The sequence below is a fragment of the Catenulispora pinistramenti genome, from assembly GCF_018274385.1.
Lineage (GTDB): Bacteria > Actinomycetota > Actinomycetes > Streptomycetales > Catenulisporaceae > Catenulispora > Catenulispora pinistramenti.
In genome coordinates this window covers 39,016-65,667 of record NZ_JAAFYZ010000032.1, presented here as the reverse complement: position 1 = coordinate 65,667, position 26,652 = coordinate 39,016, and the positions used below count along the sequence as shown (strand labels likewise).

The 26,652-nt window shown below is 70.8% G+C and carries 19 protein-coding genes; 6 read left to right on the top strand and 13 right to left on the bottom strand.

Features of this window, described 5'->3' with window-relative positions; all coding sequences use genetic code 11:
* Positions 1 to 167 precede the first annotated feature (167 nt).
* The 7 genes from KGQ19_RS12535 to KGQ19_RS12505 all read right to left on the bottom strand — a co-directional run bounded on the left by KGQ19_RS12535 (position 168) and on the right by KGQ19_RS12505 (position 9,485).
* Positions 168 to 1,910 (bottom strand): cell wall-binding repeat-containing protein, encoded by a 1,743-nt coding sequence (locus tag KGQ19_RS12535; protein WP_212009277.1) that lies wholly within the window; start codon positions 1,908 to 1,910, stop codon positions 168 to 170.
* Between the two features lie 205 nt (positions 1,911 to 2,115).
* The gene (locus KGQ19_RS12530) at positions 2,116 to 3,762 is read right to left on the bottom strand and encodes a cell wall-binding repeat-containing protein (protein WP_212009276.1); all 1,647 of its coding nucleotides are present in this window, start codon (positions 3,760 to 3,762) and stop codon (positions 2,116 to 2,118) included.
* 203 nt (positions 3,763 to 3,965) lie between these two features.
* Positions 3,966 to 5,093, bottom strand: a complete 1,128-nt coding sequence (gene cds1, locus KGQ19_RS12525; RefSeq protein WP_212009275.1) for an L-cysteine desulfhydrase Cds1 — start codon at positions 5,091 to 5,093, stop codon at positions 3,966 to 3,968.
* Positions 5,094 to 5,235: 142 nt separating this feature from the next.
* Positions 5,236 to 6,198 (bottom strand): metal-dependent hydrolase, encoded by a 963-nt coding sequence (locus KGQ19_RS12520; RefSeq protein ID WP_212009274.1) that lies wholly within the window; start codon positions 6,196 to 6,198, stop codon positions 5,236 to 5,238.
* Positions 6,199 to 6,211: 13 nt separating this feature from the next.
* Entirely contained in the window at positions 6,212 to 7,984 is a 1,773-nt protein-coding gene (locus KGQ19_RS12515) for an SDR family oxidoreductase (protein ID WP_212009273.1), read from the bottom strand.
* On the bottom strand, positions 7,981 to 8,862 hold the full coding sequence (locus tag KGQ19_RS12510) for a M24 family metallopeptidase (RefSeq protein ID WP_212009272.1): 882 nt from the start codon (positions 8,860 to 8,862) through the stop codon (positions 7,981 to 7,983). The genes KGQ19_RS12515 and KGQ19_RS12510 overlap by 4 nt, the downstream gene beginning before the upstream one ends.
* A gap of 77 nt (positions 8,863 to 8,939) precedes the next feature.
* The gene (locus tag KGQ19_RS12505) at positions 8,940 to 9,485 is read right to left on the bottom strand and encodes a dihydrofolate reductase family protein (protein ID WP_212009271.1); all 546 of its coding nucleotides are present in this window, start codon (positions 9,483 to 9,485) and stop codon (positions 8,940 to 8,942) included.
* Between the two features lie 198 nt (positions 9,486 to 9,683).
* Between KGQ19_RS12505 and KGQ19_RS12500 the strand changes: the two genes are divergently transcribed.
* From KGQ19_RS12500 to KGQ19_RS12490, 3 genes are all read left to right on the top strand, one after another.
* Complete coding sequence (locus KGQ19_RS12500; RefSeq protein ID WP_212009270.1) at positions 9,684 to 10,334, top strand: TetR/AcrR family transcriptional regulator; 651 nt, start codon at positions 9,684 to 9,686, stop codon at positions 10,332 to 10,334.
* Between the two features lie 84 nt (positions 10,335 to 10,418).
* Complete coding sequence (locus KGQ19_RS12495) at positions 10,419 to 10,952, top strand: SigE family RNA polymerase sigma factor (RefSeq protein WP_212009269.1); 534 nt, start codon at positions 10,419 to 10,421, stop codon at positions 10,950 to 10,952.
* 14 nt (positions 10,953 to 10,966) lie between these two features.
* Positions 10,967 to 12,106, top strand: a complete 1,140-nt coding sequence (locus tag KGQ19_RS12490; protein WP_212009268.1) for a hypothetical protein — start codon at positions 10,967 to 10,969, stop codon at positions 12,104 to 12,106.
* A 110-nt stretch (positions 12,107 to 12,216) separates the two neighbouring features.
* Here KGQ19_RS12490 and purU read toward each other — a convergent pair whose 3' ends face one another.
* The 4 genes from purU to KGQ19_RS12470 form a co-directional block, all read right to left on the bottom strand.
* The gene (purU, locus tag KGQ19_RS12485) at positions 12,217 to 13,101 is read right to left on the bottom strand and encodes a formyltetrahydrofolate deformylase (protein WP_212009267.1); all 885 of its coding nucleotides are present in this window, start codon (positions 13,099 to 13,101) and stop codon (positions 12,217 to 12,219) included.
* Positions 13,102 to 14,943: 1,842 nt separating this feature from the next.
* The gene (locus KGQ19_RS12480) at positions 14,944 to 15,771 is read right to left on the bottom strand and encodes an isocitrate lyase/PEP mutase family protein (protein ID WP_212009266.1); all 828 of its coding nucleotides are present in this window, start codon (positions 15,769 to 15,771) and stop codon (positions 14,944 to 14,946) included.
* Positions 15,772 to 15,782: 11 nt separating this feature from the next.
* The gene (locus KGQ19_RS12475) at positions 15,783 to 16,391 is read right to left on the bottom strand and encodes a P-loop nucleotide/nucleoside kinase family protein (protein WP_307856404.1); all 609 of its coding nucleotides are present in this window, start codon (positions 16,389 to 16,391) and stop codon (positions 15,783 to 15,785) included.
* A gap of 31 nt (positions 16,392 to 16,422) precedes the next feature.
* Positions 16,423 to 17,622 (bottom strand): MFS transporter, encoded by a 1,200-nt coding sequence (locus KGQ19_RS12470; RefSeq protein WP_212009265.1) that lies wholly within the window; start codon positions 17,620 to 17,622, stop codon positions 16,423 to 16,425.
* Between the two features lie 101 nt (positions 17,623 to 17,723).
* Between KGQ19_RS12470 and KGQ19_RS12465 the strand changes: the two genes are divergently transcribed.
* Positions 17,724 to 18,809: a DUF5937 family protein gene (locus KGQ19_RS12465; protein ID WP_212009264.1), complete on the top strand. Its 1,086-nt coding sequence runs from the start codon at positions 17,724 to 17,726 to the stop codon at positions 18,807 to 18,809.
* A 16-nt stretch (positions 18,810 to 18,825) separates the two neighbouring features.
* Here the strand turns inward: KGQ19_RS12465 and KGQ19_RS12460 are convergent, their stop codons facing one another.
* Positions 18,826 to 19,737, bottom strand: a complete 912-nt coding sequence (locus KGQ19_RS12460; RefSeq protein ID WP_212009263.1) for an esterase/lipase family protein — start codon at positions 19,735 to 19,737, stop codon at positions 18,826 to 18,828.
* 220 nt (positions 19,738 to 19,957) lie between these two features.
* Between KGQ19_RS12460 and KGQ19_RS12455 the strand changes: the two genes are divergently transcribed.
* Together KGQ19_RS12455 and KGQ19_RS12450 are read left to right on the top strand one after the other, a co-directional pair.
* On the top strand, positions 19,958 to 21,583 hold the full coding sequence (locus KGQ19_RS12455) for an AMP-binding protein (protein ID WP_212009262.1): 1,626 nt from the start codon (positions 19,958 to 19,960) through the stop codon (positions 21,581 to 21,583).
* A 150-nt stretch (positions 21,584 to 21,733) separates the two neighbouring features.
* A complete protein-coding gene (locus tag KGQ19_RS12450) occupies positions 21,734 to 23,446 on the top strand; it encodes an AMP-binding protein (RefSeq protein ID WP_212009261.1) in 1,713 nt (570 codons plus the stop codon).
* Between the two features lie 212 nt (positions 23,447 to 23,658).
* Here KGQ19_RS12450 and KGQ19_RS12445 read toward each other — a convergent pair whose 3' ends face one another.
* On the bottom strand, positions 23,659 to 26,619 hold the full coding sequence (locus KGQ19_RS12445) for an FtsX-like permease family protein (protein ID WP_212009260.1): 2,961 nt from the start codon (positions 26,617 to 26,619) through the stop codon (positions 23,659 to 23,661).
* Positions 26,620 to 26,652 lie beyond the last annotated feature (33 nt).

Sequence of the window (26,652 nt, the reverse complement as noted above, 5' to 3'; positions counted from 1 at the left end):
GGGCAGGGGCAAGGCGGGCACTGAGGCAGCGCACCGGCGTCGCGACGAACGCACAACAGCCGAACGCACAAACAACTGGCCCGCCGGACGAATCCGGCGGGCCAGTCGGGCTCTACTGTTCAGTTGTCAGGCACTCGCGAAAGCGCCCGGTACCGCCGAGCAGGTTCTTAGAACTTGCCGACAGTGGCGACCTTCACCAGCGCGGCGATCTCGTTGCCGACGGTGGTGGAGATGGCCTGGTCGCCACCGAAGATGTTCACCTGCTGGGTGGTGGTGCCGGTGATCGCGTTGGCGGTGTAGACCGGCAGCACCGACGGAGCGGTGAGCAGCAGCGGGCCGTCGACGGAGGCCATGTACGCGCCACCGGTCAGGGCGTCGGGGAACTTCAGGCCCGTGGCGACACCGATCTGGTCGGCCTTGCCGGCGGGCAGGAAGGCCGCCGCCACCTTGGCCGCGGTGGCGTAACGGTCGGCGCCGACGGCCGAGGAGTACAGGCCCTTCGAGCCGGTGATGGACCCCACCGCGGTGGTGGCCTGGCCGCCGACCGAGGCCACGTCCTGCTGACCGGCGTGCAGCTTGCCGGTCACGTACGCCTTGGTGGCCGGGTCGAAGGTGTTGAAGCTGCTCAGCACGATCGCCGAGTTGCCGCCACCGAACACGTTGGCCGCGTACGGGCCGGCCGCCAGGGCGTCGGCGAAGCCGTCGTGGTTGGCACCCTCGTCACCGCGGGCGACGATCACGTGCGACGGGTCGCCCATGCCGACCTTGGCGATGTCCAGCGCGGTCGCGTAACGGTCCGCACCGGCCAGGCGCTGGACGGTGTAGCCCAGGCCCGAGATCTGGCTCTCGATGCCCGCGCTGACCGCCTGGTCGCCACCGAGGATGTAGACGGTGGAGCCCTTGGTCGGCAGGATCCGCTGGATCTCGGCCAGGACGGCCGGGTTCGTGGTGTTCTGCAGACCGTCGGTCAGCAGCAGCGGGCCCTGGGCCTTCTTGGCCAGCGGCACACCGGCCAGCGCGTCCGGGAACGCGTTGCCGGTCGACAGCACGATCGCCTTGGCCTGCTGACGGCCCTGCGCGTCCGTGGTCACGCCCTGGTTCGCCCACTGGTGCTGGGAGATGATCAGGCCGGTGTCGTAGCGGGTGTCACCGGCGGCGCGGAGCACCTGGACGCCGGTCTTGTCGCTGACGGTGACGGTGAAGGACTGGGTCTGGGTCGAGGTGACCTGGCCCTGACCGTCGTCCAGCGTCACCTTGACGGTGTAGGTGCCGTCGGTGGTGAAGGTGTGCGACAGCTTCGGGTCGCTGGCCTTGATCAGCGACGGGTCACCGGTGAAGCTGGTGGCGGTGGTCTTGTCGCCCCAGTCGACGGTGGTCTTGGCGCCGGCCGCGACCGCCTTCGTGACGACCGAGCCGGTCAGGGCCAGGGTCACCGGGCTGGTCTTGGTCGCCGACTTCGCGGACAGGGCCGCGTTCAGGTAGATGTCGGCCACCGAGGCGGAGGCGTTCGCGGTCACCGCGGGGTTGGTGCCGTCGTTCACGGTCAGCAGGACCTTGTAGGTGCCGGCCGCCGTGTAGGCGTGGGCATCCGGAGCGATCGCCGCACCGGTCTTCTGGTCGAACTTGACCGTCGAGGTGTTCCCGTCGCCCCAGTCCAGGGTGCCGGTCGCGGCGGTGGCCAGAGTCGGGTCGACCGCGGTGCCGGTCAGGTCGGCGGTGGCGGTCAGCAGGTTCGCGCCACCGTCGGTGAGCTTGACCGCGGCGGTGGTCTTGGCAACCGTGTTGTCCTGCGAGTGCGCCAGCGGCGTGTTGGTGGTCGCGGCGTTGGCCGCGCCCGCGCCGACGACACCCACGCCGACAGCGGCCAGCGTGGTGGTGATAGCCAGCGTCGAAAGACGCTTACGAGCCATAGAGTGGTTGTTCTGGTTTCCCATTATGGGGGGACCTCCGGAATGGGCCGGGTGCCTGGGACTGGCTTCTCCGGCGTTTCTCGTCTGCAATTTTCAGTTGTGTGGTGCCCCGGTCGCCTCTCGGCGCCGGGGCTGGTCGCGGATCAGGCGGCGTACCTCGTGGGTACGTCTCCCGCCCGCGGCCAGGCTTTGGGGTATCGGCCGGTCAGGCCAGGTGGCCGTGCACCGCGGTGACGACCGATTGAAGCGTGGTGCCGCTGACCGCCGCCGGGCCGCCGAAGACCTCGACGGTGCCGGTCGCGCCGACCGCCGCCTCGATGCCTTGCAGGGCCGCCCACGTCGCGGGAGCGAGCAGATGGGTCGGGGTGAGCACCAGCGGGCCGCCGGCCCGGGCCAGGGAGGCCGCACCGGTCAGCGCGTCGGCGAAGTTCTCGCCGGTGGCCACGCCCGCGGTGGTCTCGCCCTTGAAGGCGCCGGCCACCATCGCGGCGGTGAAGTAGCGGTCGTAGCCGCGGAAGCTCGCGCCGAGCGCCAGCGCGACGTGCGCGCTCTGGGCCGCGGTGACCGCCTGGCCGCCGACCGCCGCCACGGCGCCGCCGGCCTTGGCCAGGTACGCCTTGACGTCGGGGGTCAGCTGCTTGTCGGCGGTCAGCAGGATCGCCGCCGGGTGCGAGGCGTCGGCGCCGAAGATGTCGGCGGCGTACGGACCGGCCGCCAGCGCGTCGGCGTAGTCCTCGCCGGTCGCCAGCACCACGTGGCTCGGGTCGCCGAGCTGGTCGGCGATCTTCAGCGCGGTCTCGTAGCGGTCGGTGCCGCCGATCCGGTCCACGTTCACCGCGCCCAGGGCCTGCACGACCGACTGCGGGACGGCGTTGGTACCGCCGAGCACGTACACCGTGCCGCCGGGCTTGAGGACCCGCTTGATCTCGGCGGTGACCGCGGCGTTCGGGCCGGTGCCCGGGGTCAGCAGCAACGGGCCGCCGACCTTCTTCGCCAGCGGGACGCCGGCCAGCGCGTCCGGGAAGGTGCCGCCGGTGGCCAGCACGACGGCCGGCGCCGAACCCGCGGGGAGCTTGGAGGAGATCGCGATCGCGGTCTGGTAGCGGTCGCCGCCGGCTATTCGCGAGACCGCGGTGCCGCCGGTGGCCGACGCGGTGACGACGACCGGGGCCGTGGAGGCCTCGGCGATGCCGTCGGCATCGGTGACCGTGGTCTTGAGGGTGTAGGAACCCGCGGCCTTGTAGGTGTGGGCGACCGGGGTCGCCAGATCCTTGGCGGTCGGGTTCTTAAGGTCGGTGGTCGATCCATCGCCCCAGTCGAGGGTGATCAGGGCTATGGTCTGCCCGCTGCCGGCGGCGCTCTTGGACAGGTCCGCCGAGACCGCGAGGGAGCCGGGCGTGGTCGTCACGGTCGCCAGGGCGGTCGGGCCGGACTGCGCACCCGCGGTGTACGACACATTGCTGACACCGGTATTGCCCTGGTCATCCTTGATGGTCAGGGCAACTTGGTAGGTACCGGCGGTCTTGTACGTGTGATGCGCGGTGACCATGCCGTCGGGGCCGAGCACCGGGCCGCCGCTCCCGGAACCGTCGCCGAAGTCCAGCGTGTAGGTGAGCTTCGCGCCCGCAGTGTCCGACGCGTGGATCACGAAGTCAGTCGCCAGCGGATTGCTGCTGTCCGGGTCCGGGTGGATGTCCAGATTGGCCTTGATGGCGCCGACAGGCGTCGGGGCCGAAGGCGCCGCCGTCCGCGCCGGAGTCGCCGCCGCGAATGAAGGCGCGGCTACACCCATGCTGACGGCAGACGCGGCCACCGCGGCGACAGCCAGCCGGGCCTTAGTCGGGACATGCATGCGATTTCCTCCGTGGACGGGCGCGGCGGTCGGCAATTACTTGACCGCCCACGCAACCCTCCCCAGAGGCAGACATCTGCGCATCCTGCGATGTGCGTAGAAAGCCATGGGACTAGGTACGTAGCAACGCATGGTTGCCCTTACGCAGGTAAAGTCTTCGAAACAGCTTTGTGACAATCACCGGATCGGGTGCCCCCGAGGGGTCAGTCGGGCCACTTCCCTGTGGCGAGCGCCACATGCAGCCGCTCGTTGTGCGGCGCCAGATCGAGCCCTTGCTCGGCCAGCCACGCGTCCGATTTATACGTGTTCCGGTACCGGTCGCCCCCATCGCACAGCAATGTCACGATCGAACCGCGGGCGCCGACGGCGCGCAGCTCGCACATCAGCTTCACCACGCCCCAGAAATTGGTGCCGGTGGATCCGCCGGCGTCGCGACCGCTGAGTTCGGACACGGTGCGCATCGCGGCGATGGACGCGGCGTCCGGGACCCGGATCATACGGTCCACCACGTCGGGCTGAAAAGAGGGCTCGACCCGCGGCCGTCCGATCCCCTCGATACGGGAGCCCTTGCCGGTGACGAAGTCGGGGTCGTGGCTGCGCCAGCCTTCGAAGAAGGCCGAGTTCTCCGGGTCTACGACGCACAGTTGCGTGCCGTACCTCTGATAGCGCAGGTACCGGCCGATCGTCGCGGACGTGCCGCCGGTCCCGGCCCCGACCACGATCCAGCGCGGGCAGGGGTGCCGCTCCTGGCTCATCTGCTCGAAGATCGACTCGGCGATGTTGTTGTTGCCCCGCCAGTCGGTGGCCCGCTCGGCGTAGGTGAACTGGTCCATGTAGTGGCCGCCGCCGGACTCGGCCGGGGCCGCGGCGGCGACCCTGCGGGCCTCCTCATACAGCGCGCCCGGGTCGTCCACGAAGTGGCACTCCCCGCCCTGGAACTCGATGAGCTCGCACTTCTCCTTGGAGGTCGAGCGCGGCATCACCGCCACGAACGGCAGGCCCAGCATCCGCGCGAAGTACGCCTCGGACACCGCCGTGGATCCGCTGGAGGCCTCGACGATCGTGGTGCCCTCGCGGATCCAGCCGTTGCAGAGGCCGTAGAGGAACAGCGAGCGCGCCAGCCGGTGCTTGAGCGAGCCGGTCGGATGCGTGGACTCGTCCTTCAGATACACGTCGATGCCCCACTCGGCCCACGGATCGGGGAGCCGGAGCGGGATCAGGTGGGTGTCGGCGGAGCGGTTGGCGTCCGCCGAGACGCGCCGGATCGCCTCGTCCACCCAGACGCGGCCGGACTGACAGGAGGGGTCGGAGACATCCGTGCTTTGCTGCATGGCCTCATGCTAGATCGTTGTGCTGACACGAATCATCGGAAAACGGGCGTGCTGCGTGATCAAAAACCGGTAAAAGGCGGGGCCGCGGCGGCCCTGATCCGCCACGGCCCCGCCGTCCTGGGGGCACTTCCGAGTGCGCGGCTCAGCCGGCGCTCTCCACGCCGTCCTTGCGCGCGGCCGCGAGTTCGGCCGCGTAGACGGCGGCCGGGGAGATCGCCAGATAGTCCAGCGCCGACTGCGTGGATCCGTGGCGCGACGGGTGATACGACGGCTTGAGGTACTTCGGTACCTCCGCGACCAGGCTGGCCAGCGTGGGCAGGCGGTCGCGCCGGGCGGCGGCGCGGAACCGGCCCAGGAACTCGCGCTCGGTCATGTGCGGCGGGCGGCCGGGCCGCAGGCCGTTCGGGTCGGCGGCGACCATGAACTTCGCGCCGCGGCCCCAGATCCAGGCGAACGCCACCGAGGTCACGATCATCGCGCGGGTGCGCCGGGCGTAGGAGCCGTCCAGGTGCATGAACACGTCGTACGCCACCGACCGGTGCTCCACCTCCTCGGCGCCGTGCCAGCGCAGCAGGTCCAGCATCACCGGGTCGGCGCCGGCCGCGTCCAGGCCGCGGGAGTCGACGATCCACTTGCCGAGCACCGCGGTGAAGTGCTCGATCGCCGCGATGATCGCCAGCCGCTCGCGCAGCCACTTCTTGCGGGCGAACGGCGGCATCGTGGTGTCGCCGAGCAGCTGCTCGAAGAGCCACTCGATCTGCCCGACGAACGGATCGGGATCCAGCCCCTGCACCTTCATGTGGTACAGCACATTCTGGTGCGCGACCGCGTGCGTGCCCTCCTGGCCCATGAAGCCCTTGACCTCGGCCTTGAGCCGTTCGTCGCGGATGTAGGGCAGCACCTGCTTGTAGACGTGCACAAACCAGCGCTCGCCGGCTGGCAGCAACAGGTGCAGCACGTTGATGATGTGCGTCGCGTACGGGTCCTCGGGGATCCAGTGCAGCGGCGTGTTCTCCCAGTCGAACTTCACGCGCCGCGGCTTCAGGTCCGGGTGCCGCTCGTCGAGTTCCGCTGCCGAGCCGCGGCCTGCCGGGGTATCAGCCATGTCGATCAGCTCCTCAGCCGGTCGGGTCGATCTTCGCCATCCGGCGCGCCAGCGCCGGGGACAGCCGGGAAATGGCCTTGCCGGCCTTGGCCTCCAGCGCGACCGGCACCACCGGCTTGTCGCGCCGCACCGCGTCCACGATGCGCTCGGCCACCTTGTCCGGCCCGAAGTTCCGCCTCCGGTACAAGCCGGTGATGCGCTGCCGGGTGCGCTCCTGCTGCTCCGCGCTCTGCCCGACGAACTTCGTGGTCCGGGTGATGTTGGTGGCGATGAAGCCGGGGCAGATCGCCGAGACGCCGATGCCGTAGCGGGCGAACTCCGCGCGCAGGCACTCGGAGAGCATGAGGACCGCGGCCTTGGAGGTCGAATAGGCGGACAGCGTGCGCGACGGCGTATAAGCGGCCGCGGACGCGAGGTTCACTATGTGCCCGCCCTCGCCGCGCTCCCGCATCATCTCGCCGAAACACCGCGCGCCGTGGATGACGCCCCAGACGTTGACGCCGAGGATCTTCTCCCAGTCCTTCACCTCGGTGGCGAGGAACGGCCCGGACATCCCGATGCCGGCGTTGTTGACCACGACGTCGGGGACACCGGCGGTCGCCTTCACGTCATTGGCGAACGCCTCCATGGCCTCGCCGGAGGAGACGTCCACGGTGTAGGGGTATCCCCGCGCACCGAGCAGTTCCACGAGCTCCACGGTCCGGGCCGCGGCGACCGAGTCGATGTCGGCGACGACGATGTCCGCGCCCTTCTCGGCGAACGCCAACGCCGTGGCGCGGCCGATCCCGGATCCGGCGCCGGTGATGACGACGAGCTTGTCCTCGAACTCCGGCCGGTCTTTAGTGCCTTGCTTAGCCTCGGCACGCAATAGGGAACGCACAGGCTCGGGTCCTCCCGGAGTCGCGATGCTGGACTGGACGAACTCGCGAATCCGCTCGGCGATCAGTGCGGGCTTCTTCACGACGATCCAATGGCCGCCATGGACCTTGCGCACATAGAGCCGCTCCGTCCACGGGGCCGGCGCCTGTGCGGCCAGAGCCGGAGTGACGAACCGGTCGCCGGTCGGTGTGAGCACCTGGACCGGAACGGTGGTCGGCCGCTCCTCGGGATGCCGCATCTTGGGCAGCATGTTGGCGCGGTAATAGAGGACACCGCGCGAACCGTCTCTATGGAGAGTAGGAGAGGGGTCGAGTCTGGTCCCCTCCATGGCCCTGATGATCCGCGGCCACTGCTTGGCCAGCCCCAACCGCCATGCCACCCGCGGTCCCACCGGCAGGTGGAACACGACGATGTACCAGGACGCGAGCGCCTGTTTCAACGAGCGCACGGCCGCTTTGGGTGTCGGTTTACGGATCCCGGAGCGCGTCCACATGGCAGCGTGGTCCAGGCACGGCCCGGAGATGGACGTATAGGAGAGGAAACGCTGTGCGGAATCCGCGCGCGTGACCGCTTCCCAGGCCTGGATGGATCCCCAGTCGTGACCGACCAGGTGCACCGGCTGGTCCGGAGCCACGATGTCGGCGACCGCGTAGAGGTCGTCCGCGAGGAGTTGCAGGGTGTAGCCGTGCTTGAACAGCGGCCCCTTGGAGGCGCCGATGCCGCGGGTGTCGTAGGTGACGACGTGGAAGTCGTCGACGAGTTCGGACACCACGCCGTCCCACACCGCCTGGGTGTCGGGGTAGCCGTGCACCAGCAATACGGTCGGCTTCGAGGGGTCCCCATAAGTGCGGACGGAGAGCTTGCCGCCCTCCACGGTCACCGCCAGGGTGCGGACGTCCTGGGTCATGAGCGCGCGCCTTCCAGCACCGGGACGGCCGCCAGGCCCTGCTCCTGCCACCGCCGGACGTGCGGCAGGTCGTCGTCCAGCCAGAAGGCGTCGTCCTCGGTGACGACCAGCAACTCTTCGAACTTCACCCCGACGTTGCGGAAGCCGATGTGCGGCTCGACCGCCCAGAGCCCCGGCGTGGGGGCGTGGCGGGAGGCGCGACCGCCGGCCCACAGCGGGGAGCGGCCCTTGATGCCCTCGGTGACGATCTCCCGGCCCAAGGTCTCCAGGGTGCGCAGGCCGAACCCGAAGGCGTAGCGGCCCATGTTGCGGCGCTGGGTCATCCGGCCGACCTGGTGGCCGATGACGCTGCCCGGGTAGACCTTGTGGCGGGACTCGTAGCCCTGCTGCGCGATGAGTACGTCGACCGCCGCATAGACCTCGGAGAGGGTGTCCCCGGCCTTGATCCGGTCCAGGATCAGGGTCCGGTATTGCGCGAGGTCGCGCATAAGGGCGTCGAAGATGCGGTTGTCACCGGGCTTACCGAGTACCCCGGCGTAGCCGATGTCGGAGACGTAGCCGTCGACGACCGGGGAGCAGTCGAGGACGTAGGACATCCCCTCCTTGAGCCGCTTGTTGGTCGGGAAGAAGTGCAGCGGCGTCCACGGGCCTTTCAGCGACCGGAACGCCGTGCGCTCCCCGAACCAGGCGAAGGGGATGTGGAAGAAGTCCGCGACGCCGTTCTCCCGCAGGAAGGCGCGCATCCGCCGCGCGACCTCCCGCTCGGTGACGCCGGCCTCCAGTCCCGCGCCGACCGTCTCGGCGCAGCGGTAGGCCAGCGCCTGGGCGTCACGGTGGCGCTGCAGGGCCTCGGACGTGGGACCGGTTTTATTGGACACGGCGTCTAATGTAAGCGCCGGGGCCCCCGCCGACAAGACCCCGTTCCCGGAACGGACACCGGGTGTGACTCGCGGCTTCAGCCGGCGGATCCGACGACGTGGTAGTCGGCCAGCAGGTAGCCGGACGGCGTCCCCACGTTCCGGATCAGTTCCAGACCGATGTGCGGCAGCCCGTCCAGCAGCCGTCGGCCGTGGCCGACGACCACCGGGACGACCGGGAGCCGCAGCTCGTCGACGACGCCGGCGGTGAGCAGCGACTGGGCCACCGCGATGCTGCCGTGGACGCCGATGTCGCCGCCGGCGGAGTTCTTGAGCTCGCGGACGAACTCGATCAGGTCGCCGTCGATCGCGGTGGCGTTGTTCCACTGGGTCGCCAGCGGGGTGGACGCGGCGACGTACTTCGGCGCCTTGTTGATGAACGTGGCGAACGGCTCGATGTCGCTGCCCGGCCAGAACGCGCACCACTCGTCGTAGGTGCGGTGGCCGAGGATGACCGCGTCCTGGGTGGCGATGATCTCGGCGCCGCTGGCGTCCACCACGTCGTCCCAGCCGGTGCGGAACTTGTCGGCGGCCTCGGCCACTCCGTCGAGGGAAACGAACTGGGTCACCACCACCTTGCGCATCGCGTTCTCCTTGGGCCGAGCGGGCTGTCATCTGGTCGAGCGGGCCGCCACTTCCTCAGACGACCCGCCCCGCCGATACTTATCGGCCGGTTCCACATCAGTCGCGGAGGCAGAATCAGGAAGACTGAAGAAGATTCAGGAACGGTCGCGACACGCTCACCGATTCGCTCCTCGCCCCGGACATGGCAGCATGGCGATGTGCAGTCCGAGTCCCGCAGCTCCCAGCCCGTCCCCTCCGCCACGCGCACGGCCCCCCGGCGCCGGCTCTCGGTGGACCGCCGCCGCGACGAGCTGATCGAGGCGGCGCTGGACCTGCTCGCCAGCCGCGGCCCGGAGGAGGTCTCGGTCGACGACGTGGCGCAGGCCGCCGGTGCCTCGCGCGCCCTGGTCTACCACTACTTCGGGACCAAGCAGGAGCTCTACGCCGCCGCGCTGTCCAAGGCCGCCGCCGAGCTGACCCGGCGGCTGGCCCAGGTCGAGCCGGGCGACACGCCGTTGCAGCGGCTGGATCGCGCGGTGCGCGCGTTCGTGGAGTTCGCCGAGGCGCACTCCGCGGGGTTCGTGGCGCTGCTCGGCGGATCCGCGGCCTACGGATCGGGCGGGGAGTCGGCCGCGCTGGTGCACTCCGTGGAGGACACCGTCTATGAACTCCTCGTGGAAGGCCTTGGGGAGCCCACTCCGGTGGACCCACTGGTCCGGATGACCCTCAAGTGCTGGGTCGCCGCCGCCGAGACCGCGGTACTGGACTGGCTGAAGCACCAGGACCTGGCCCGGGTGGAGGTCGAGCAGCAGCTGATCGTGCAGCTCGGCGCGCTGCTTATGGCGATCGGCCATGAGGTCCCGGTCTAGCCCCGTAATAGGGGACGCGGATACGGGGCGGGGAAATACGTTCCCTGTTCCAACCGCGGGGGCCGCACTCCGGTCATACCTGATGTGAGGAAACTCAAGAGCCCGCTGGCGCATGGCGGTTCGGCCGAGGCCCGCGAACAGTTCCGTGAGTACGCCGTGGGCGCACAGCCGCACCTGCGCCGTAGCGCGTACCTGTTGTGCGGGAACTGGCACACCGCCGAGGACTTGGTCCAGACGACCTTCGGTCGGCTGTTCCGGTCCTGGCCCCGGGTGCAGCGCGCCGATTCGATCGACGCCTACGCCCGCACGGTGCTGTACCGCGCCTTCCTGGATCTCAAGCAGAAGGACCACGCGACCGTCGCCCTCGACGACGCCCCCGAACCGGCCTCCCCGGCCGACGACGCCGCCTTGCGGCTCGCGGTGCGCAGCGCACTCGACACGCTGCCGCCCCGGGCCCGGGCGGTCGTCGTCCTGCGGTTCTGGGAGGACCTGAGCGTCGACCAGACGGCCGACGCGCTGGGGGTGTCGCCCGGAACGGTGAAAAGCCAGACGTCCCGGGCGATCGCGATTCTGCGGCAGCGGCTCGGTACCGCCGTCAGCGAGCTCATCCACGACTAGCTGGGAGAAGAACTGTGAGCGACATGCGTGAGCTGTTGTCCGGCGCCCTCCCGGCGCCGCAGGACGAGCCACAGCACCGGGACGTCATCGACGACGCCATGGACTGGGGAACGCGCCGGCGGCGGCGGGACTGGGTGCTGTCCGGCGCGGCGGCGCTGGCGGTGCTCGCGGTGGGGACCGGGGTGGCCGCTATGAGCGGCGGGTCCGGGAGCACCGTGAACGCCGGCGGCGGGACGCCCTCGGGCGCCCAGACACACCGGTCGGATGCTTCCCCGTCCGGACCGGAGGGGAGCTGGTGGACGCCGTACTGCTCGGCGAGCGGCACGGTCACGAAGGACTTGCAGAAGTACTGCGAGCTGTACAACGAGGAGCAGAACTTCGGCATCGACTTCGCCGCGGGATCGGCGAAGTACATCCAGGCGGCGCTGCCCGCGGGGTTCACCGTCCAGCCGACGGGCAAGTGGGTGCTCATCCTCACCGGGCCGGACGGCAAGACGAACTACATGTTCCCGTCGGCGGAGCCGGCTTCGTCGCTGGACGGGCATCAGCTCGGCTGCGGCGTTCCAGCGCCGTCCGACTGCGTCCAGACCAGCACCGCCGGCGGGACCGTGGTCGTGGCCGGCGGGCCGTCGGGGGAGCCGAGCGCCGGGTACGTCGCGGCGGGGTTGAAGGACCCGCGCGTCGATCTCATCCTGGGGACCTCGGTCACCGGCGGGCTGAACGGGATGGCGGGGCCGACCGGTCCGGTTCCGCTGTTGACCGATGCCCAGCTGGCGAAGATCCTGACCGATCCGGGGTTCCTCGGCTACGCGAAGGCGCAGGTGCGGCACCTGGCGGACATCACCGAGCAGCTGCAGTCCATGGCGCCGCCGAGCGGTTCCTGGACGCCGTCCAGCGGTGCTTCAAACTCGGAGTCGTACCCGCCGCCGGGCGGGTACCCGTCGAGTCCGCCTTCGGGGAGTGCGGGTTCGTCCAGCTTGTCGTGGCCGTCATCGCCGTCGGACAGCGGGGCTTCGACAGGCCAGTCGTCGCCCTCATCGCCATCCGGGAGCGGGCCTTCGTCGGGCCAGTCCTGGTCGTCGCAGCCGTTGGGGAGCGGGGCTTCTTCCAGCCTGTCCACGCCCTCGTCGCCTTCGGGGAGCTCGTCCTCGTGAACTGAGGTCGGTATGAACTGAGGTCGGTATGAACTGAGGTCGGCCCTGAGAAGCGTTTCCGCGCTTCTCAGGGCTTCGCCGTGCGCGTGCTCGTGCTCGTGCCCGCGTGCTCAGGCGAAGACGACCGTGCGGCTCCCGTTCAGCAGTACCCGGTGCTCGGCGTGCCACTTCACGGCGCGGGCCAGCACCTGGCACTCGACGTCGCGGCCGACGGCGACCAGCTGCTCGGGGCTGACGCCGTGCCCGACCCGGGCCACCTCCTGCTCGATGATCGGGCCCTCGTCCAGGTCGGCGGTGACGTAGTGAGCGGTGGCGCCGATCAGCTTCACGCCGCGGGCGTGCGCCTGGTGGTAGGGCTTGGCGCCCTTGAAGCTCGGCAGGAAGGAGTGGTGGATATTGATTATCCGGCCCTCCAGCGCCTTGCAGACGTCGTCGGTGAGCACCTGCATGTAGCGGGCCAGCACGACCAGCTCCACGCCCCGGCTCTGGACCACCTCCAGCAGCGCGGCCTCGGACTTCGCCTTGGCCTCGGCGTCCCCGGCGGCGACCGGCAGGTGCACGAAGTCCACGCCGTAGGAGCGGGTCAGCTCCTCGAAGTCGCTGTGGTTGGACACCACTGCCGCGATCCGCACCGGCAGCGCCCCGGTGCCGGCCCGGAACAGCAGGTCGTTCAGGCAGTGCCCGAACTTGCTGACCATCAGCACCACCGGCATCAGCTCGCGGGCGTCGCGGATCCGCCAGTCCATCCGGAAGGTCGCGCCGACTGCGGCGAAACTGCTGTTGAGCTGCTCCAGGGTGACCTCGTCGTGCACCCGCTCGAAGCTGACCCGCATGAAGAACAGCCCCGAGTCCGGGTCGCCGTACTGCTGGCTGTCCAGAATGGTGCAACCGGTCATGAGGAGGTAGTTCGCGACGCCGTGTACGACACCGGGGGTGTCCGGACACGACAGGGTGAGGACCCACTGCTGCTTCTGCTGGTCAGCCATGCCCGTCATTGTCGCTGATCGCGGGCGTTCGCCCTAGTACCGTCCGGCTGACGACACCGATACCTGCATCGGCGACCCTACCTGCTGGTCATCGATGCGGATCGAGGCACCTTCGCGGCCGAGCAACGGCTTGGCGACGTAGATGAGGTTCAGTCACGAGGAGTTTTGTCAGATATAGGCTTGTTTGTGGCTTTTTGGTCCGAATCTTCTTTGGGGTTGGAGTTTGCGGGGCGGGTTGCGGTTGGGGTGTGGGTTGAAAGGCGATTTTTACGGCCTTCGGTCATAGTTGTGCCGGTTCGGGGTTCGTGGTGGTGGGTGTGTTTGTCGGCTGCCGGTTTTCGCGTTCACAACCCCGCCGCACCTCAGGCCTCTTCAACTCCAGCAAGTCAGGACAAGGGCAAAGGGCCAGATCAAGAGCAAGATCAAGGGCATAGGCCAGATCAACAGCAAGATCAAAGTCAAACCCATGGTGAAGGGCCGGGCCTCCGGCGGGCCTCGGCAACCTCAGGGAAACTAGCGCGGTTCCCTAGGGTGGCCGATCTAGTCTCAGCGGCTGCGGTTTGTGGGGTGGTGCGGTTCGTTCCCCTCGGTCGCGTCGTCAGCCCGGGGGGTACAGCACCGGTGTCCGGGGGTAAAGTCCGCGCGCGGCGGTTGGCCGTGTGAGCTGCGGTTTCGTACGGCGCGAACTTGACCCCCGGCCACCGGCACTGTAGGCGAAGCCCTGCCGACGCGACCGAGGGGAACGAACCGAAAACCAGCCGGAAGAATAGCAATCGCAGGGAACGTGGACACCGGTTTGGTGATGCGGCTGCCGGTGAGGGTGTGGCGGCGGGTCCGTGGTCAGTTGGTCGAGAACATGCCCGGGTGCAGTGAAGCGCGATATGGGGCATGTGCCCGCGATAGCCAACCGCCAGCTCCTGATATCCCCTGGTAGACCTTGCCAGCCGCAGCATCGGCCTTGGCCGCGAGGCCAAGCAGCTATCCGCCGGTGTCCATCTGGGGAGTCGGGCCAGTCCGCACCCGCCAGCCCAGAATGCGCACCTTCGGGACTGCCGCGCTGCCAGCACCCTGACCGGCGGTTGACCTCGCCGGGCCGCCGGTACCGAACCACTGGGCTTTGCCATTCTTCCGGCTGGTTTTCGGTTCGTTCCCCTCGGTCGCGTCGGCAGGGCTTCGCCTACAGTGCCGGTGGCCGGGGGTCAAGTTCGCGCCGTGCGAAACCGCCGCCTACCTGCAGGTCCGCCGCGCGCGGACTTTACCCCCGGACACCGGTGCTGTACCCCCCGGGCTGACGACGCGACCGAGGGGAACGGACCGCACCACCTCACAAACCGCAGCCGCTGAGACTAGATCGGCCACCCGAGGGAACCGCGCTAGTTTCCCTGAGGTTGCCGAGGCCCGCCGGAGGCCCGGCCCTTCATCACAGCTCTTGATCTTGATCTTGTTGGTGGCTCTTGATCTTGCTCTTGATCTGGCCTGTGACCTTGCTCTGACTTGCTGGAGTTGAAGAGGCCTGAGGTGGGGCGGGATTGTGAACGCGAAAACCGGCAGCCGACAAACACACCCGCCACCCCGAACCCCGAACCGGCACAACTATGACCGAAGGCCGTAAAAAGCTTTGCAACCCACACCCCAACCGCAACCCGGCCCGCAAACTCCAGTCCCCCAAAAAAGCATCCGAACCTGCATTCACAGAAGGTGTGCAAGAGCGGCCGCAGCACTGCCGCAACCATTCAGCCCGACAGCCCGACAGCTCCCCCACCAACAGCTCACCCAACCTCACCTCACCCAACCTCACCTCACCCGAAGTAACCCTCACCCCACCTCACCTCAGCCGAAGTACCCCCCACCTCACCCGAAGTACCCCTCAATATCCCCATGCGCCAGCACCCCACCCTGCGCGAACTCAAACGTCCCCCGCTCCGCGATCTCCCTCGCGGCGCCGATCGCCGCGCTGAGCGCCACCCGGGCCAGGTTCGAGCCGAGGCTGATGCGGCGTACGCCCCAGTCGCCGAGTTGGGTGACGGTGGCGGTGAGGCGGGCGCCGCCGGCCAGGACGTTGACGGGCTTGGTGACTTCGGAGGTGATGGTGCGGATCTGGTGTTCGGTGGTCAGGCCGGGGGCGTAGAGGACGTCGGCGCCGGCGGCTTCGAAGGCTTGCAGGCGGGTGATGGTGTCCTTCAGGTCGTCGTGGTTGTAGAGGAAGTTCTCGGCGCGGGCTGTGACGGTGAACTTGAAGGGGAGTGCGCGGGCCGCCTCGATGGCTGCGGTCAGTCGTTCCAGGGCCGCTTCCAGGGGGATCACCTCGCCGGCGATCGCGTCCTCGATGGAGCCGCCGACCAGGCCGGCGTCGGCGGCGAGGCGGATGGTCTCGGCGATGTCCTGGGGGGTGGCGCCGAAGCCGCTTTCGAGGTCGGCCGCTACTGGCAGTTGGGTGGCCGCGATCAGGGTGCGGGCGTTGGCCAGGCTGGCGTCGCGGGTGATGGCGCCGTCCGCGTGGCCCAGGCTGTGGGCGATGCCCGCGCTGGTGGTGGCCAGGGCTGGGAAGCCGAGGGCGGTCAGGATCTTCGCGGTGCCGGCGTCCCAGGCGTTGGCGATCACGAAGGCGTCCGGGCCGGCGTGGAGGGCGGCGAAGGTCTCGGCGCGGCGGTACTGGTCTTCGGCGGTCAGCAGGCTCATACCGCCGAACCTTACGCCGCGAACTCTTCGGCGAGGGCCGAAACCTGCGCGGTCAGGCGTTCCCGCTGGTCGGGGGAGTTGTCGATCTCGTGGTGCGGGACCGGCGGGGGAGTGTCGGGGCGGATCGCGGCGGCCCATGCGTCGAACGCGGCGAGTTTCGCAGTGTCCTCATTCCGGCCGCGGGCGACGATCCGGGACCGCAGGGCGTCGACGTCGCACCGCACCCACACCAGGCGCACGGTCCCGCCGCCGAGCTCGGCAGTCCACCGCGACCATCGCTCCGGATCGCGGATCTGGGACGTGAACGGCGCGACCAGCAGTACTGGACAGCCCAAGCGCCGGATCTCCCGCGCGGTCGCGGTCATCCCGCCGTATTCGTGGGCTTTCACGTGTTCGTCGTACCAGGCGCCCTCACGCTCGCCGAAAGGGCGCCCGGCCGCGGCCAGGACTTCCGAGGCGAAATCGCGGTACATGGTGTCCTTGTCGAGGACCGCCGGGACCGGACGCAGGCGCGCGGCGAGCAGCCCGGCCACCGTCGACTTCCCGACGCCGGGCGCGCCGGCGACGACGAACAACTCAGCGGGGTCGTCCAGAAAAGCGACCTCAGCGATCTCAGCCACACGCCGACCTTATACAGAGCCCAGGACCCTCTCACCGCGCCACAGCCGCAGCAGAAACCAGCGTCGCCGCCGCGAGCGTCCCCCACAGCGCCACCGGCCCGGCGGCGGCCAGCGCCGTGATCGCCGCCGGCGACACCGCCAGGCCGAAACCCGAGGAGAGCTGGAACCTGGCCAGGGCGCGGCCCACCGCGCGGGGCGGGGCGACGGCGGTGATGAGCGGCGTGGCGCTGCCGGCGTAGACGATCTCGCCGAGCGCGCAGACCACGGACACCGCCGCGATCATCGGGGCGCCCCAGCCGCCGCCCAACGGGGTCGCGGCGAGGAACCCGAGGTAGGACGCCGAGATGATGACGCCCGCGATGACCAGCGCGGTGCGCCGCGAGAAGCGCGCCATCCAGACGGTCACCGCCACCTGGAGCGTGACCACCAATACGGTGTTCATCACGAAGATGCCCGCCGCCCACGCGAGTGAGGCGTGCAGCTGGGTGACCAGCACCAGGGGGAGCGCGATCTCGGGGACGTTGAGGCAGAACACGTAGATGACGTTGGCGGCCAGCAGCGTGCCCATCCGGGGCGCGGGCTCGTCCGGGTCCGCCGCCGCGGCCGGAGCGGTCGCCGCCGGCGGGGCGCTGATGTGCACCGACCATGCCAGGGTCGCCGCGGCCAGGTACGCCAACCCGGTCGTGGCGGCCACCACCCGCAGCCCCGAGGTCCCGCCGGCGAGCGCCCCCGCCGCGATGAGGGCGCCGACGCCCATCCCGCCGTTGCGCAGTGCCCGAGCCGCGGCCAGGGCCGCGTCCCGCTCCCGGCCCTGAGCGATCGTCGCCACCAGGGCCGCGTGCGCCGCGGGCCAGGCCTGGTTGCCGATGCCCAGGAACAGGCAGGCCGCGGCGAACATCCAGGCGTTCCCGGCCGGGGTCGCCAGCAGCAGCGCGGTCCCGACCACCCGGATCAGCATCGACGCCGCCACCACCGTCGAGCGCGGCCCGCGGTCCAGCCAGCGGCCCACGCCGGGCATCGCCGCCAGGCCCAGGACGATCCCGCCGGTCATCGCGGCGCCGGCGGCCGGGGCCGACAGGGCCAGCACCTTGATCGCGAACAGCAGCAGGAACGGCCGGAGCAGCCCGGTGCCCAGGGCGTCGATGGCGATGGCGACGGCGTAGCGGGGCCCGCCGGTGGCCCGGACCAGCTCGCGGCCGCGGGTCTTTGCCGGGTTCTTCGGTGCGGTCATGGCGGCCACGGTATGGGCCGGCCGTCGATACCGGCACGATGGTTGACGGTTCCCGTCAATCGGAGCTGCCGGCCGCGTCCCGACCTGCGATGATGGTGGACATGACGTTGCGCATCGACATCACCGGCCTGGCGCCGGACCGCGTCCGGTTCGCCGTCTCCCCGCTGGCCGAGCTGACCTCGATGCTGCACGCGCTGGCCGCCACCGAGCACCACCCGGACCTGGCCGCCTGGGTCGCCGCAGTACGGTCGGCGCTCCCGCCGGAGCTGACCGAGCGGCTCCAGGAAGCCGAGTTCCTGTGGCGCTCCTCCCGGGCGGACTTCCTGCTTCCGGCCCGGCCGGCACCGACCCTGGCCGAGGAACTCGACGATGTGGACCGGATCGCCGACGAGGCCTATGTCACCTCGGCGCTCGTCACCACCTGCGGCAGCAACCGGGTCACGTTCGCCGGCCGCTCGCCGCTGGCCGATCCCCGGGCCCGCGAGTGGGCCCTGGATCTGGCCCAGGCGCGCGGTGCGGTCCAGGAGGGCTTCGCCGAGCGGCTGCTCGCGGACCCGGCGGCGGTGCGGGCCCGGGTGCGGCAGACGTTGCAGTGGTGCGCCGCCGAGTTCTTCGACGCCGCCTGGCCGGGCCTCGTCGCGCAGCTGACCGCGGACACGCGGCAGAAGGCGGACCTGCGTGCGCGGCAGGGTGTCGGCAGCGCGCTCGCGGCCGTGTCGGCGATGGTCCGGCTGGAGCCCGGGGGGAACGCGATCGTCGTGGACAAGCTGCAGGACAACGCGACCAGCGCGGGCGAGGCCGGGGTCACCTTCCTGCCCAGCGTCTACGGGCATCCGCACCTGGTCGCGGTGCATGCCGCCGGGTGGCGTCCGGTGGTGCAGTACCCGGTCGCGCACCCGAGTGCGGCGCAGGCGGTGTCGCTGGAGACGATGCAGGCGCGCTTGGAAGCCCTCGCGCATCCGGTGCGGCTGCGGCTGGTGCGGACGCTCGCCCGCGGCGCGCACACCACGGGCGAGCTGGCGCAGGCCTGGGACCTGACGCCGCCGGAGGTGTCACGGCACCTGGCCGTCCTGCGCAAGGCCGGGCTGCTCACCGCCGAGCGGCGCGGGCGGTATGTGCACTACCGGCTGGACCTGCAGGCGACGACGGCGTTGGGCTCGGACCTGGTGGCCGCGGTGCTCCGGTGACTGCGTTCGGCCGCGCTCAGATCAGCGCCCCGACCACCCCCGTCAGCAGATCCGCACACGTCGTCGGCGTCGCGTGCGCCGGGTCCAGCGCGTTCGCCGCCTCGTGGAACGCCACCCCGTCGACCGTCCCGACCAGCACGTGGTCCGACACGTCCAGCGGGCACAGATCCTGCACCAGCACGTTGTGCACGTTCGGCCCGGACAGGAACTGGTTCGTGTAGGGCGTGACCAACTCATCGTTCCGGGTCACGATCGTCGTGTACTGAACCCCGGGCACGGTGTCCCCGCCGGCGTCGAGCCGCCGGTTGAAGGCCGACCCCACGAACTGCTCCACACACGCCGGGCACGCCGTCCCGATCACCCGCGTGGCGCCCGGAATCTGCTGCGCGAGCGTGAAGATCCCCGATGCGGTCCCGCCGTGGTTGGTCGGCGCGATCCCGACCAGGGTGTGCACCTTCGGCGCGCCGCCGAGGAACTTCAGGTAGTACCGGGGCAGCGCCCCGCCGCCTTGGGAGTGCCCCAGGATGTCCACTTGGCTCGCGCCGGTCGCGGCCAGCACCCGGTCGACATACGCCGCCAGCTGACGTCCCGATCGCTCGATCGGCCCGATCCCGTGGACCAGCGGGATGCCGTCGTACTGACCGTAGTCGAGCTCGAACACACAGTATCCGAGTTCGGCGAAGTAGGGCCCGCCGATCAGCCACTGCTCGGTCGGGTTCACGAAGGTGCCGTGCAGTAATACGAGAGGCCGTGGATGTTCGGCGCTCGGCCGGCATCCGAAGTCGTTGACACCGGAGGAGAAGGCCGGAGCCGATGCCGCGTGCGCCGGGGCCGCGGCGAGCGCCGCGGGGCCGGCGAGCAGGGCGGCGGCCAGCAGCCGGGCCGCGCGGCGTCGCAGGGTTCGAGGACGCGGGAAGTGCGGTCGCATGAGTCCTTTCTAGGCCCGCGGCGGGCTCCCGTACATTCTCAACACCATGATATTCACCCGTCTGGCCCCGGGCTGTCGGAGGGCGGGGGAGGTATTGACGTCGGCTCCAATTTACCGGAGGGTAACTTCGAGCGAGCGGCGTTTCGGCGCGGACGCACACCCCCGCCCGGCCCCCGCGCGCCGACCGACCTGGTTCCACGGACGAAAGCAGGTACCGACCATGCCCGGCCCGGCAGGCGCGACCATCGACGGCGGCGGCTCCCACCTGGCGGTGGTCGCGACCCTGGTACGGGCCGGCGTGCTCCGCCCCGGGCCGCCGCACCGCAGCGTCCCGCAGCTGCGCGCGCTCATGAACTGGGGCGCGACCATCGCCGGGGGCTTTCGCGCGGCGGCCGCGCGCACCCCGAACGCCGAGGCGGTCATCGACGAGCGGGTCGTGCTCACCTACAAGCAGCTCACCGCCCGGGCCACCCGGCTGGCCAACGGCCTGCAGGAGCGCGGCGTCGCCCCCGGCGACAAGGTCGCGCTGCTGTGCCGCAACCATGCCGGCATGGTGGCCTGCTTCATCGCCTGCGCCGAACTCGGCGTGGACGCGGTCCTGCTGAACACCGGCCTGTCCGCCGGCCAGATGGCCCAGGTCATCACCGAGCAGCAGCCCAAGGCGGTGATCGCGGACAGCGAGTTCGACGCGGTCCTGGCCGACTGTCCGGACGGCACGCTGCGGATCAACGCCTGGCCCGAGGACGGCGCGGCGATCGCCCTGAGCCTGGATGAAGTCATCAAGGCCGCCCCGGCCACGCAGCGCAAGCCGCCGGCCAAGCCCGGCCGCATCATCGTGCTCACCTCCGGCACCACCGGCGCCCCCAAGGGCGCGCGCCGCCCGAACCCGCCGGGCATCGGCGCCGCGGCCTCGATCCTGAGCCGGATCCCGCTGCACGCCGGCGAGCGGATCCTGGTGCCGGCCCCGATGTTCCACTCCTGGGGCCTGGCCGCGCTGCAGATGGCCATGCCGCTGCGGGCCACGCTGATCATGCAGCGCCGCTTCGACCCGGAGGCCACGCTCAAGGCGATCCAGAGCAAGCGGCCCACGGCGATGTTCGCGGTGCCGGTGATGGTGCAGCGGATCCTGGATCTCGGCGAGGACGTCATCAAGAAGTACGACACCTCCACGCTGCGCGTCGTGGCGCTGTCCGGCTCGGCGATCCCGGCCGCGGCCGTGACCAAGTTCCTGGACACCTTCGGGCCGGTCCTCTACAACTTCTACGGCTCCACCGAGGTCTCCTGGGCCTCCATCGCCGACCCCAAGGACCTGCGCCAGGCCCCGACCACGGCCGGCCGTCCGCCGCTGGGCTCCAAGATCGTGATCCGGGACGTGGCCACCGGGCAGCCGGTCCCCACCGGCACCGTCGGGCGCATCTTCGTCTGGAACGACATGCTCTTCGAGGGCTACACCAACGGGGCCGGCAAGGAGACCGCCGACGGCTACATGGCCACCGGCGACCGCGGCTACGTCGACCCGCACGGCCTGCTGTTCGTCTCCGGCCGGGACGACGACATGATCGTCTCCGGCGGCGAGAACGTCTTCCCGCGCGAGGTCGAGGAGCTGATCGCGGCCCAGCCCGGGGTGCGCGAGTGCGCGGTGGTCGGGGTGCCGGACGCCGAATGGGGCCAGCGCTTCGCCGCCTACGTCGCCCTGCTGCCCGGTGCGACGATGACCGCCGAGGAGGTCAAGGCCCTGGTGAAGGCCGGGCTGGCCCGCTTCTCGGTGCCCCGGGACGTGCACTTCGTGGACGAACTGCCGCGCAACGCCACCGGCAAGGTCGTGAACCGGCTGCTGGCGGACTGAACGGTGGCGGACTGAACGGTGAATGAAACCCGGTCTGCGGGATAACCGTCTGCCGATCTTGTCAGCGGCCGACTCCCGAACGGAACCGGAAAACTGCGAACCCCACGAACGCCCAGCCATCCGTCACCCCGACAGGAGGGCCCCGCCACCATGTCCGTCAGCCGTGCCGAGCCCAGCGAGATCACCGGCCCGAAGGGCAGTAGCCTGCGGGTGCTGCGCATCCTGACGCGCTCGGGGGTGGCCTCCCCGGCACGCCCGGACCGCAACGTCCGCCAGCTGCTGAGCCTGGCCCGGTGGGGAGCCACCGTCGCCGGCGGCTACCGGGCCGCGGTGGCCCGCTCGCCGCAGCGGCTCGCGGTCATCGATGAGCAGCGTTCGGTGACCTTCCGCGAGCTGCACGAGCGCGCCGTCCGGCTGGCCAACGGTCTGGAGCGGCTGGGAGCCGCCCCGGGCAGCCGGGTGGCGGTCCTGTGCCGGAACCACGCGTGGTTCGTGGAGTCGGTGGTCGCCGCCGCCGAACTCGGCGCGGACGTCGTCCTGGTCAACACCGGCCTGACCGTGCGCGCCACCGCTGAGGTGCTGCGCGCGCACGAGCCGGCCGTGGTGATCGCCGACGCCGAGTTCGCCGATCACGTCGCCGCCGCCCGGCTCGGCGTGCCGTTCCTCGTCGCCTGGCCGGACGGCGCCGGATCGGGGGCCGGCTTGGGCGCCGGACCGGGCGCCGGCCGGTCCTTCAGCCACTCCGCGCAGCGCGCCCCCGGCACCGCCACGGTCGACGACGTGATCGCCGCCGCCTCGGCCGCCAAGCGCCGCCCGCCCCAGCGCCCGGGCCGGATCATCGTCCTGACCTCCGGCACCACCGGCGCGCCCAAGGGCGCCCAGCGCGCGAACCCGCCGGGGCTGTCCGCCGCGGCCGGGCTCATCTCCCGAATACCGTTGCGGGCAAGGGAATCAGTGCTCGTGGCCACTCCGCTGTTCCACATGTGGGGGCTGGCCGGGCTGCAGATCAGCATGGCGCTTCGCAATACCCTGGTCCTGCAACGCCGCTTCGAGCCCAAGGCCGCGCTCCAGGCCATTGAAGAGAAGCGATGCGCGGTCGTGTTCGGCGTCCCCGTCATCCTCCAGCGGATCATGGAACTGCCGCCGGAGCTGCGCGACTCCTATGACGCCTCCTCGCTGCGGATCGTGGCGACCTCCGGTTCGGCGATCCCGACGCCTTTGGTCACGGCGTTCATGGACGTCTTCGGCGACGTCCTCTACAACTTCTACGGCTCCACCGAGGTCTCCTGGGCCGCCATCGCCGAGCCGGCGGATCTGCGCATCGCCCCGAACACCGCGGGCCGCCCGCCGCTGGACTCCCGGCTGAAGGTGCTGGACGACCGCGGCGAGGTCGTGCCGCGCGGCGTCACCGGCCGCATCTTCGTCTGGAACAACCTGCTGTTCGAGGGCTACACCAGCGGCGGGACCAAGGAACACCGGGCCGGCTACATGGCCACCAACGACCGCGGCCATCTGGACTCCTCCGGGCGGCTGTTCGTCCACGGCCGCGACGCCGACATGATCGTGTGCGCCGGTGAGCAGCTGTTCCCGCGCGATGTGGAGGACCTGCTGGCCTCGGTGCAGGACATCCGGGAAGCGGCGGTGGTCGGCGTGCCCGACGCCGACCAGGGCCAGCGGTTCGCCGCCTATGTCGTGGTCCGCCCCGGCGCCGAGATGACCGCGCCCCAGGTGCGTGGCGTCGTGGCCCGGTACCTGCCGGGCAACGCGGTGCCGCGCGACGTCGTGTTCGTCGACGCCCTGCCGCGCAACGCCACCGGCAAGGTCGTGGTGCGCGATCTGCCGCCGTCGCTTGCCGGAGCGTGACCGGTGGCAGTCACGGCCGGTAGCGACCGCGACCGGTAGCGACCGCGACCGGTAACGGCCGCGACCGGTAACGGCCGCCGGGAACGGTCGCCGAGCAGCCCCGCCGATCACCCTCAGCACACCCCTGAAAGCTCCCCGTACCCGAACCGGATGGCGCGCCCGCCAGGCGCGCGCCATCCGGCCGCTCTCCAATTGCCCGCGCCGGGCTCGCCTTATCCCCGTCGTCGCCGAATCTCTATCTTCGAGCGTGTGACCAGGGCCGCTGCGATCCCGGCGAGCATCGGAACGATCACGATCGTGCCGATCAAGAACGTCCACGGGATCGTCAGATAGCTCTGCGCGTGGACCGTCGGGCCCCCGCCGATCAGACCTCGAAGACCGTGCCCGGAGCGCCCCTGCAACGCCGACTGCACGAAGCTGTGCGACCGGGCCTCGACGATCGCGACCGCCGGCACCAGACCGGTCGCCGAGCCCAGTACGGTGCCCAGCACGGCCGTGATCGTGGCCTGCGATCCGGCCAGCGCGCGGCGCATGCGCGGCCGCGCGCCGACCGCGGCCAGGGTCTCCAGATCGGCCTGGCCGTCGGTGATGGCCAGCCCGGTGGAGATGGCCGCGGCGCCGAGCGTCACGAACGCCGCGACGGCGGCCAGGGCCAGCATCGTGGTGTCGTTTCCGCCCTGGTAGCCGCGCTCGACGTCCAGCAGCGCGGTGGTGCCCAGGGACTCGGCGGCGGCGTTCGCGCGCTCCTGCTCGGCCTTGGTGGGCATCCGGGTCGTGTCGAAGAGGACCATCGACGGCACGTACTTCACCCGGTACTTGTCGGCCGCGGACTGGGGGATCAGGGCCCGGACGCCGTTGACCGCGCTGCCGTCCTTCGTCCTGGCCACCGCGGCCGGCAGGGTCAGATCGGCCGGCGGCGGGCCGGCGCAATACGGCGCGAACTGGCTGCGCAGGTCGTCCGGCAGGTCCAGGCCGGCCGGCGGGCAGTCGCGCTGGAGCGCGATGGTCGCCCTCGGGGCGCCGCCGGCGGGAGCTGTCCCGGTGAGGTCGAAGGGGCTGAAGACCACCATGCCGCCGGCCGCGAGGATCTTCTCGGCCTGCGGGTCGACCGTGCCGGTGAGCGCGCGCAGCGTGGCGGCGTCCCCGGGCACCACCTGGCCGCCCCCGAAGGCGGCCTGGCAGCGCGGATCGGACTGGATCATCGACTCGCCGCCCTGGCCCGGCGGGAGCACCACGGCGCCGCCGTTGCCGTTGAAGAACGGGCAGTCGTTGGCCGGGGTGCGTTTGACGACGATGCTGACCGGCACGAAGCCGTTGTAGTCCTGGGTCGGGATCACGGCGGCCGAGCGCACCGGCAGCACGGCGCTGATCGCGGCGATCGCCTTGGCGGCGTCCACCGGGGTGAGGTCCGGGCCGGTCGGGGTGCCGTTGTAGCGCAGGCTTCCGCCGGACTGCTGCTCTTCCTGCTGCTGGGCGGCGGCCCCGAACATCAGCGCCACCTGCCCCGGTCGCAGTGTGCTGTGATACTGCGCCCGGCCCTGGGCGTCGTTGGTGGTGAGCAGCGTGGCCACGGCCGTGGAACCGGCGACGGCGGCCAGGATCGCCGCGACCGCCGGCGCGGTGCGGCCCCGGTTGCGCGCGCTGTCGCGCAACGCCATCCGGCCGGTCAGCGGCAGCAGCCGGCCCAGCTTGCCGGTCAGCGCGACCAGCAGCGGGGTGCAGGCCACCACCCCGAGTTCGGACACCGCGATGCCGCCGACCAGCGGCACGGTGTGGATCCCGGGCCGGAAGACCGCGTATCCGGTCGCGGCCAGCCCGGCGGCCAGGATCACCGCGCCGAGCGTGGCCAGCTTCCACGGCACGCCCCGGGCGCCGCGCCGGCCGCCGGTCAGCGATTCCAGCACCTGCTGCCGGCCGGTGATCACGGCCGGGATCAGGGCGGCGATCAGTCCGGTGACGACCCCGATCAGGGCCGCGCCCGCGAGGTCGCCCGGCGCGATCCGGAACGCCCCGGGTTCGCGGTGCGTGAAGTCCACGGCCTCCGGCAGCGCCAGCCGCCCCAGCCCGATCCCGGCCAGCGCCCCGACCACACCGCCGACCGCGCCCAGCACCAGCCCGTCGGCCAGCACCACGGCGCGCACCATCCGGTGGTCGGCCCCGGCGGCGCCCATCAGCCCGAAGTCGCGGCGCCGTTTGCGGGCTCCGACCGCGAACGCCGGTCCGGCCAGCAGCACCACTTCCAGCAGCGCCATGACGATGCCGACAGCGCCGACCGCGAGCAGCGCCTGGGTCAGCCGGCTGCTGCCGACCGAGGCCGCGTGGTAGTGCTGCATCAGCGGCACCGCGGAGTCCGGCGGCGGGTTCTCGACGACCAGGCGTGACTCGGCGGAGTACCCGCCCTGGTTCAGCTTCTGTACCTGGGCCCAGTTCAGGCCGCCGGGTATCTGCGCGAGCCACTGCGTCGGACCGGCGTCGTCCGGTACGGCCGGGAGCGTGCCGGGGTAGGCGATGACCTCGTCGGCGTCCAGATGCGCGGGGTCGTCGTCCTCGCCGACGATGGTGAGCTGGTGTTTGGGCAGCTGCCCGTTCTTGTCGGGGACCTGGCCGGGGGTGAGGAACTCGGCGGTCAGCTGGTCGCCGATGTGCTTGTCGAGGGAGGAGAGCAGCGAGGTGGACAGCGTCACCTCGCCCGCGGCGCGCGGGGCCCGGCCGGCCTTGGGGACGTAGAGCCCGGACAGCAACGGGTCCCCGAGATCGCGCTCGACGACCGGGACCGAATCAGCCCCCTGCGGTGCCTCGACGCGCAGTTCCTGCTGGTTCGGCAACGGCACCACGCGCGATCCCGAGGGCAGCACGCCGGAGTCGACCGGCGAGGCCACCTGCACCCCTTGCAGCGCACCGCTGAGCATCCCGCCGGCCTGCGCCGAACCGGGCACGGTGCCGTCCGGCAGCTGCTCGATCGGGGTCGGGGCGACGTAGGACACCAGCGCGTCGGCGTGCCCGAGGTCGCGCTGCAACTGCTCGACGGTGGTCAGCTTGGTGGTGTGGTAAAGCGTGTCGGCCGCGCTCGCCCCGGCCACCGGCAGCGCTAGCATCGCCGCGACCAGCGCCGAGCGGCCCTTGTGGCGCAGGGCCTCTCGCCGGGCGATGCGGACGGCTACCTTCCAGATCATGGTGACCAGGATTACCGGAGTATGTTCGAGTAC

Bases quoted from the DNA above. Each gene is read 5' to 3' on its own strand.
- KGQ19_RS12480 (WP_212009266.1), bottom strand. From the start codon at position 15,771: ATGAGCCTGCTGACCGCCGAAGACCAGTACCGCCGCGCCGAGACCTTC.
- cds1 (WP_212009275.1), bottom strand. From the start codon at position 5,093: ATGCAGCAAAGCACGGATGTCTCCGACCCCTCCTGTCAGTCCGGCCGC.
- KGQ19_RS12530 (WP_212009276.1), bottom strand. From the start codon at position 3,762: ATGCATGTCCCGACTAAGGCCCGGCTGGCTGTCGCCGCGGTGGCCGCG.
- KGQ19_RS12455 (WP_212009262.1), top strand. From the start codon at position 19,958: ATGCCCGGCCCGGCAGGCGCGACCATCGACGGCGGCGGCTCCCACCTG.
- KGQ19_RS12450 (WP_212009261.1), top strand. From the start codon at position 21,734: ATGTCCGTCAGCCGTGCCGAGCCCAGCGAGATCACCGGCCCGAAGGGC.
- KGQ19_RS12535 (WP_212009277.1), bottom strand. From the start codon at position 1,910: ATGGCTCGTAAGCGTCTTTCGACGCTGGCTATCACCACCACGCTGGCC.
- KGQ19_RS12505 (WP_212009271.1), bottom strand. From the start codon at position 9,485: ATGCGCAAGGTGGTGGTGACCCAGTTCGTTTCCCTCGACGGAGTGGCC.
- KGQ19_RS12460 (WP_212009263.1), bottom strand. From the start codon at position 19,737: ATGCGACCGCACTTCCCGCGTCCTCGAACCCTGCGACGCCGCGCGGCC.
- purU (WP_212009267.1), bottom strand. From the start codon at position 13,101: ATGACGGGCATGGCTGACCAGCAGAAGCAGCAGTGGGTCCTCACCCTG.
- KGQ19_RS12520 (WP_212009274.1), bottom strand. From the start codon at position 6,198: ATGGCTGATACCCCGGCAGGCCGCGGCTCGGCAGCGGAACTCGACGAG.
- KGQ19_RS12465 (WP_212009264.1), top strand. From the start codon at position 17,724: ATGACGTTGCGCATCGACATCACCGGCCTGGCGCCGGACCGCGTCCGG.
- KGQ19_RS12470 (WP_212009265.1), bottom strand. From the start codon at position 17,622: ATGACCGCACCGAAGAACCCGGCAAAGACCCGCGGCCGCGAGCTGGTC.
- KGQ19_RS12445 (WP_212009260.1), bottom strand. From the start codon at position 26,619: ATGATCTGGAAGGTAGCCGTCCGCATCGCCCGGCGAGAGGCCCTGCGC.
- KGQ19_RS12515 (WP_212009273.1), bottom strand. From the start codon at position 7,984: ATGACCCAGGACGTCCGCACCCTGGCGGTGACCGTGGAGGGCGGCAAG.